Annotated in this window: 7 protein-coding genes; 2 read left to right on the top strand and 5 right to left on the bottom strand. The window is 40.4% G+C overall.

The window, feature by feature from the left end; genetic code table 11:
* The 5 genes from AC6F75_RS02495 to AC6F75_RS02515 all read right to left on the bottom strand — a co-directional run.
* Nucleotides 1–497, bottom strand: a 497-nt coding sequence (locus AC6F75_RS02495) for an EamA family transporter (RefSeq protein WP_500713367.1), incomplete at its 3' end; no start/stop codon positions are given.
* Nucleotides 484–1,563: an LptF/LptG family permease gene (locus tag AC6F75_RS02500; RefSeq protein ID WP_500713369.1), complete on the bottom strand. Its 1,080-nt coding sequence runs from the start codon at nucleotides 1,561–1,563 to the stop codon at nucleotides 484–486. The genes AC6F75_RS02500 and AC6F75_RS02495, both read right to left, overlap by 14 nt.
* Before the next feature lie 20 nt (nucleotides 1,564–1,583).
* Nucleotides 1,584–2,714: a tRNA guanosine(34) transglycosylase Tgt gene (gene tgt / locus AC6F75_RS02505; protein ID WP_500713375.1), complete on the bottom strand. Its 1,131-nt coding sequence runs from the start codon at nucleotides 2,712–2,714 to the stop codon at nucleotides 1,584–1,586.
* Nucleotides 2,715–2,808: 94 nt separating this feature from the next.
* On the bottom strand, nucleotides 2,809–4,110 hold the full coding sequence (locus tag AC6F75_RS02510) for a chorismate-binding protein (protein ID WP_500713371.1): 1,302 nt from the start codon (nucleotides 4,108–4,110) through the stop codon (nucleotides 2,809–2,811).
* On the bottom strand, nucleotides 4,111–4,656 hold the full coding sequence (locus tag AC6F75_RS02515) for an NAD(P)H-dependent oxidoreductase (protein ID WP_500713372.1): 546 nt from the start codon (nucleotides 4,654–4,656) through the stop codon (nucleotides 4,111–4,113). It lies immediately after the preceding gene.
* Nucleotides 4,657–4,761: 105 nt separating this feature from the next.
* Here AC6F75_RS02515 and AC6F75_RS02520 point away from each other — a divergent pair, with 105 nt between their 5' ends.
* The gene (locus AC6F75_RS02520; protein ID WP_500713373.1) at nucleotides 4,762–6,123 is read left to right on the top strand and encodes a DEAD/DEAH box helicase; all 1,362 of its coding nucleotides are present in this window, start codon (nucleotides 4,762–4,764) and stop codon (nucleotides 6,121–6,123) included.
* 5 nt (nucleotides 6,124–6,128) lie between these two features.
* Entirely contained in the window at nucleotides 6,129–7,013 is an 885-nt protein-coding gene (locus AC6F75_RS02525; RefSeq protein ID WP_500713374.1) for a trypsin-like peptidase domain-containing protein, read from the top strand.
* The last annotated feature ends 136 nt before the right edge of the window (nucleotides 7,014–7,149 follow it).

A 7,149-nucleotide genomic window follows, 5' to 3' on the forward strand; every position in this document is an offset into this window, starting at 1 on the left:
TTTCCATTAATTACAGAAAACAATGCACTCAAAAATGCCGAGCTGAGTGCCAGAAGAATTCCGGTAAGGAATTGGGTTTCTACATCAAAAATCAAGTACAATCCAAAAATGACAAAAATGCCAAACATGACTTCATACCAAATCACTTTTCTGTTATAGAAAATAGGCTCCAGCAATGAAGTAAAAAACGCACCTGTTGAAAGCACTGCAAGCGTTACCGAAACATTTGAAACCTTGATGGCAGCAAAAAAAGTAATCCAATGAAGCGCAATAATAAACCCTGCCAGAGCAAACCCTAGTAATGTGAGGGTTCTGAATCTGAGATTGATTTTTCTCCAAATCACAAAAATATAAATCAGCACCCAGGCAATCAACATTCTGTACCAGACCAAAGGTGTGGCATCAAGCGAAATCAAAGCTCCCAAAACTGCTGTGAACCCCCATATAAAAACTATAAAATGAAGGTGGAGATAGTTGAGTAGTTTATCGTTTTGCAACATAAAGCAGGTATAAGGCTAATGCTCCAAATAAAATATTGGGGAACCAGGTTGCAATGAATGGTGAAAAATCAGATTGCTCTGCCATAGTGCCGAAAACTTTATCAAAAAACACGAATATCATCCCGATTAAAATCCCAATGGCAAGATTGACCCCCATACCGCCACGACGCTTTTTAGAGGAAACTGCAACAGCAATTAATGTTAATATGTAAGCGCTTACAGGCAAACTCCAGCGTTTTTGCCTGACCACTTCATAACGGTTTAAGTGTGACGAGCCCCTCATTTGTTCCTTTGCGATAAACTCGTTAAGCTCCCTGTAATTCAGGGTTTCTGCTATATAGTTTACAGGTGTTAAATCGTCTATTTCAAACGGGAGAATGGTATCCAAACGGGATTTGGTAATTATAATGTCATTCTTTTCTCCAATTTTTCGCTTGATGTAATTAAATAAGGTGTAAGTGCTGTCGGCCGGATTGAAGTTGATTCGGTTTGCCGATATTTTATATTTAAGTTCATTGCCGTCAAAGTGCTCCAGTGTAAAAAAAGTTCCCGAATTGTTTTCGGCAACAAAGTTACTCACAAATATCACTTCGTTTTCATTGATATGGCGGTAAACATTCACCTGGTCACGGTCTGTTCTTCCTTTTTTCAAATATTGATAAGTAAACTCATTGTAACCTTTGCTGGCCATCGGGGCTAGATACATTCCCAACAACAATGCTCCAAAACAAACTATTGTGGCTCCTATAAAATAGGGTCTTAAAAACCGGTAGAACGAAATCCCACTGCTTAAAATGGCAACAATTTCAGTGTTGTTGGCCATTTTTGACGTAAACCAAATAATGGATAGAAACAGGAATAAAGGAAACAGCAGATTAGCAAAATAGATGGTAAAATAACCGTAATAAGCCAAAACTTCGCTCAACGGCACCTCATTTTCCAGTATCCTTCCAATTTTCTCAGCGAGGTTTACTGTTATTCCAATAGGTATAAACAAAAAAAGAAGCATCAAAAAGGTGCCCAGGTAATTTTTGATTATGTATCTGTCTAAGATTGTAAACATTTATGTTTCTGTTTGCAATTTTATAGCCTGTTATCCATTTGCTTAACCATCTTGTTTTTCCACGCGGCAAAATCTCCTGCTAATATATGTTTTCTGGCTTCACGAACCAACCACAAATAGAAACCGAGATTGTGAATGGTCGCAATTTGTTTTCCTAGCAATTCGTTTACCGAAAATAAATGTTTAAGATAGGCCTTACTATATTCTGTATCCACAAATGTGATACCCATTTCGTCAAGGGGCGAAAAATCATCTTCCCATTTTTTGTTTTTGATGTTGATGGTGCCGTGTGCGGTAAACAGGGTTCCGTTTCTGGCATTGCGTGTGGGCATGACACAATCAAACATATCGATACCCAAAGTAATGTTTTCCAGAATGTTTACAGGCGTCCCCACTCCCATTAAATAACGGGGTTTATCTTCCGGTAGTATAGCAGTGACCACTTCGGTCATGGCATACATTTCTTCGGCAGGTTCACCCACAGAGAGCCCGCCTATAGCATTTCCAAAAGCACCCACACCGGCAATATATTCAGCCGATTGCTGTCGTAAATCTTTATAGGTGCTTCCTTGCACTATCGGAAAAAACGCCTGATCGTAACCATATTTCAAAGGTGTTTTGTCTAAATGGGAAATGCATCTGTTCAGCCAGCGGTGGGTCATATGCATGGAGCGTTTGGCATAACGGTAATCACAAGGATAGGGTGTGCATTCATCAAAAGCCATAATAATGTCTGCGCCTATGGTGCGTTGGATTTCAATCACGCTCTCCGGTGAAAAAAAATGGTAACTGCCATCAATATGCGATTTGAATTTTACTCCTTCTTCTTTAATTTTTCGGTTTGCCGAAAGGGAATACACCTGATAACCACCACTGTCAGTAAGTATATTTCTGTCCCAGTTCATAAACTTGTGCAAGCCACCGGCTTTTTCAAGGATTTCTGTTTGTGGTCTTAAGTAAAGGTGGTAGGTGTTTCCTAAAATAATATCGGGGTTGATATCTTCTCTAAGCTCACGCTGATGCACTCCTTTTACAGTGCCCACAGTTCCCACCGGCATAAAAATGGGTGTTTCAATGGTGCCGTGGTCTGTTTCTATTATCCCTGCACGTGCAGAGCTATTCGGGTCTTTGGCTTTTAATTCAAACTTCATCAGGTAATCATAAATTAGCGGCAAAGATAGTGATTAGGTTTCTGGTTTGTAGTTTCAAGTTTGTGAAACCTGACCAATTAATCTGAAACCTGAATTATTTCAACACCTCCAGTATTGCTTTTGCTTTAAGGAGGCATTCTTCAAATTCGTTTTCGGGGATGGATTTGATAGTGATGGCGCTTCCTACTGAAAAACTGAGGTATTTTTTGCTTCGGTTATACAAAATACTTCTGATGACCACGTTGAAATCGGCATCGCCGTTTGGAGTGATATAGCCCACAGCACCACTATATAAGCCACGTTTGGTTTCCTCGAGGTGTTCAATGATATTCATCGCGCTTTCCTTAGGTGCACCGGTCATGCTACCCATTGGGAAAATTGTTTTTAAAACATCAATTATTGAAGTTTCTGTAGCGACTTCAGAAACTACAGTGGTAATCAATTGGTGTACTTGTTTAAAGGTAAAAAGTTTGCAAAGATCTTCTACATGTACACTGTTGCGTTTGGCGGTACGGGACAAGTCGTTGCGCACCAAGTCGGTAATCATAATGTTTTCAGAGCGTTCTTTTAAGTCGTTTTCAAGTGCGAGAGCAAGTTTTTGGTCTTCTTCCATATCGGTGGCGCGGCGTGCTGTTCCTTTGATGGGTTGTGAAATGATTTTGTTGCCATGTTTTCTGATAAATCGTTCGGGTGAAGCACTCAGTAAAAACAAATTTGTCAATTTTAAAAACACAGCAAAAGGCGGGGATGAAATGGCATTGAGCTTCAGATAAGTTTCAAGCGGGTGGATAACTGCATTTTCAGCATAAAACTCCTGACAAAAGTTGGCTTCATAAATGTCCCCCATCTGGATGTGATGCAGCATTTGGACTACCTTTTTTAGATAGTCCGTTTTAGGGATTCGCGCTTTGATTTCCGGAACTTTCGGAACAGGAGGTTGTGCCTCAATCTTAAAGTTTTTAATCGCGTGCAGGTCTTCTTCCATTTCATCAGCTACAAAATTCAGATAGCTGACTTCGAGTTGGTTTCCGTTAAGAAAAAACAATTTCTTCGGTTGAAAAAAATACAATTCCGGGAAACCGAGACCGTCAAAATTGGATGAGGTCAGGTTTTCCAAATCATTTTTTAAATCATAAGTGAGGTAGCCAAAAATCCAGTCGGCCGTGTGTGTTTGGTAATCCCTCAAATTTTCAAAAGCATTTTCGGCATCGGTTTTAATGGAAGTAAACGCTTCCACCGCAAGGAGCACATCAAAGGATTTGTAGTTTCGATTTTGAATATTTTCGGCGGCATTGGAATCTAGCCAAACCACCTCTTCAAACTGTTGTGCCCAGTGAATTAACTGCTTTTTAAATAACTCAGTATCATTGAGTGTGATATGTTTTTGCTGTCGCAATTAAATGGAAATTTGATGTTCAAAATTCTGCAACACATCAGTAAAGCCGAGTGAAAGGATTTCATCGGTGATCTTGTTCTCGCTGAGCGAAAAATTATCCTTAAACCCGGGAAAGCTGAAACTTTCAGTCACTACACCATTGTGTCGGGGAATGCGGTTTTTGACATATTCCAGTGAAGCTGCTCCGCCCCGTTGCCCGTCTGAAGTACTCATTAATAAGACTTTTTTTCCTTCCAGATATTTGTATTCAATACGCGACAACCAATCCATTACATTTTTAAAAAATGCCGAAGGTCCTCCGTTGTGCTCGTTTACTGAAATCATCAACCCATCGGCCGATTTGATTTCCTGCAAAAGCATTCTTAATTCAACACTGTAACCGCGTTCTTTTTCAATATCTTCACTAAACATTTCAAGAGGATAATCAGTGAGTTTTATCACTTTGACATCGTGGGAGCCAATTTGTGAGGCTGCAAAACTCACAAAAGCGTGATTGATAGAAGTACTGCTATTTGAGCCTGCAAAGGCAAGTAACTTTTTCTTCATGGTCGTTTGAAATCTTCCCACAAAAATACCTATTATTTTACACAAGCAATCTAAAGAAACTGCTAAATCTAAAATAAGCTTACCTTTGTCTCCGTATTGATACCTATGACAACATTTGAAGATTTTAATTTAACCACCCCCCTATTCAACGGGTTGACAGAACGTGGTTTTGTAACCCCTACGCCCATACAGGAGCAAACATTTCCCGTGGTGATGTCAGGAAGGGACATGGTGGGTATTGCCCAAACCGGAACCGGAAAAACCATTGCTTATATGCTTCCGCTTTTGCGAATGCTGCCGTTTTCTAAACAACCCAATCCGCGTGTACTCGTGCTGGTACCCACCCGCGAACTTGTGCTTCAGGTAGTGGAAGAAACCGAAAAACTGGCCAAATATGTGAATATGAGAATCGTGGGCGTTTATGGTGGCACCAATATCAACACCCAAAAACAAGCTGTTGCCGAAGGTGTTGACATCATAGTTGCCACTCCCGGCAGGCTGTATGACCTGGCCGTAAGCCACGTCCTGCATTTAAAATCCATTCAAAAACTGGTAATTGATGAAGTGGATGTGATGCTGGACTTAGGATTCAGGCATCAACTCATCAACATATTTGACATACTTCCGCAGCAGCGACAAAACATACTCTTTTCGGCCACTATGACTGATGAAGTGGATGCCCTGCTGGACGATTTTTTTAAAAACCCCGAACGTATCAGCGTGGCTTTGAGCGGCGAACCCTTGAAAAACATCAAACAAGAAGTTTATAAAGTTCCGAATTTTTATACCAAAGTGAATTTGTTGCTGGAATTGCTTTCCGATAAGGAGACATTCACCAAAGTCATTTTGTTTGCTAAAAACAAAAAAACAGCCGACCTGCTTTTTGAACTGATGGATGAACGATTTAAGGAAGAACTTTGTATTATTCATTCCAACAAAACTCAGAATTACCGCATCAGAAGTATCAGGCAGTTTGAAGCCGGTGAAAACCGTATTTTAATTGCCACCGATGTCATGGCACGCGGACTTGATTTTGAACAGGTGAGTCACGTTTTTAATGTGGATACCCCGGGATATGCTGAAAACTACATCCACCGCATAGGGCGAACAGGACGTGCCGAGCAGTCGGGCAAAGCTGTGGTGTTGACCACACCAAAAGAGCAACAGTCACTGGAAGATATTGAAGCACTGATGCAAATGAAAATTCCGGTAACTGAAATGCCTTCCGGAGTGAAAGTTTCAGAACTACTTACTGCTGAAGAACGTCCAGAAGTCAAGGAAATTTACAATCCCAATAAAAGGTACAAAAATGACGAGGATGCTCCCGGCCCTGCTTTTCACAAAAAAAAGGACAAAAATAAAAAGGTGAATCTGGGTGGGGCTTACCGCAGGGAAATTGTCAAAAAATACAAAAAGCCTAAAACCAGAGGTGATAAAAATTACAATAAGCGAAACAAGAAAAAATAGATTCCATGTTTGTTAATGCCATCAAAGAAGTTGCTCAATTTACCCGACCGTTGCAAAGCATCGTGCGATACTATGGCAGTAACGATATCGTGCCCGGTTTATCCACCCTCTTTTTTGTCAATGATCAGGGAGTTGCTGTGACTTGTAAACATGTGGCCCAACTCATCCTCAATTCAAACCCGACCAATAAAAAATATAGAAACTTTAGGCAGGAAGCATCAAAACTCAACAACGACTTGATGCACCAGCAAAATTTGATTGCACTGGAGAAAAAATACGGCTACAAACACGAGACTGTCGTCCAGGTTAAAAACAGCTTTATGGGTTGTGTGGACCGGTTTGACAACATCACTATTCATCTCCACAAAACACTCGATCTGGCCATTATAAAACTTGAAGGTTTTAATGCCATCAAATATAAATCACACGCAAAGTTTTTAAAAGACACCTCTAAAATTGAACCCGGTAAATCACTTTGCCGTCTGGGCTACCCTTTCCCTGAATTTAAAAACTTTAAATACTTCAAAGAAACTGACGATATTAACTTTGACAACAGCAAGCAGGCTGTGGTTCCTTACTTCCGCATCGAGGGGATGATTACCCGAAACATTGCCGAAAACAATGCCATAACCGGAATAGAAATGAGCACTCCCGGCTTGCGCGGACAAAGTGGCGGACCGTTGTTTGACAAAAATGGGATTATTTTCGGGATGCAACAAAGCACCAAACACCTCCATTTGGGGTTCGATCTTGAGGAAAAACAGATCCTGGTCAACGGTAGGAAAAAGAAAGTCAACGACTATGCTTTCCTGCATCTTGGGCAATGTATCCGTGTTGATATGATAAAGGAGTTTCTGAAAGAACATCAGGTGGGCTTTACGGAAATATAAACTTCGGCTGCTTTTCATCTAAATTTCAAGCATCTAGTAGCAATTGTTTCCTTTTTTGATTATATTAGAAGTCAGAACCTAATTTTCTAATTGATGAAAACTTCGACACACTCTTTCAAAGGCTTTTTCCTCTTGA

The organism is Planktosalinus sp. (genome assembly GCF_059864935.1).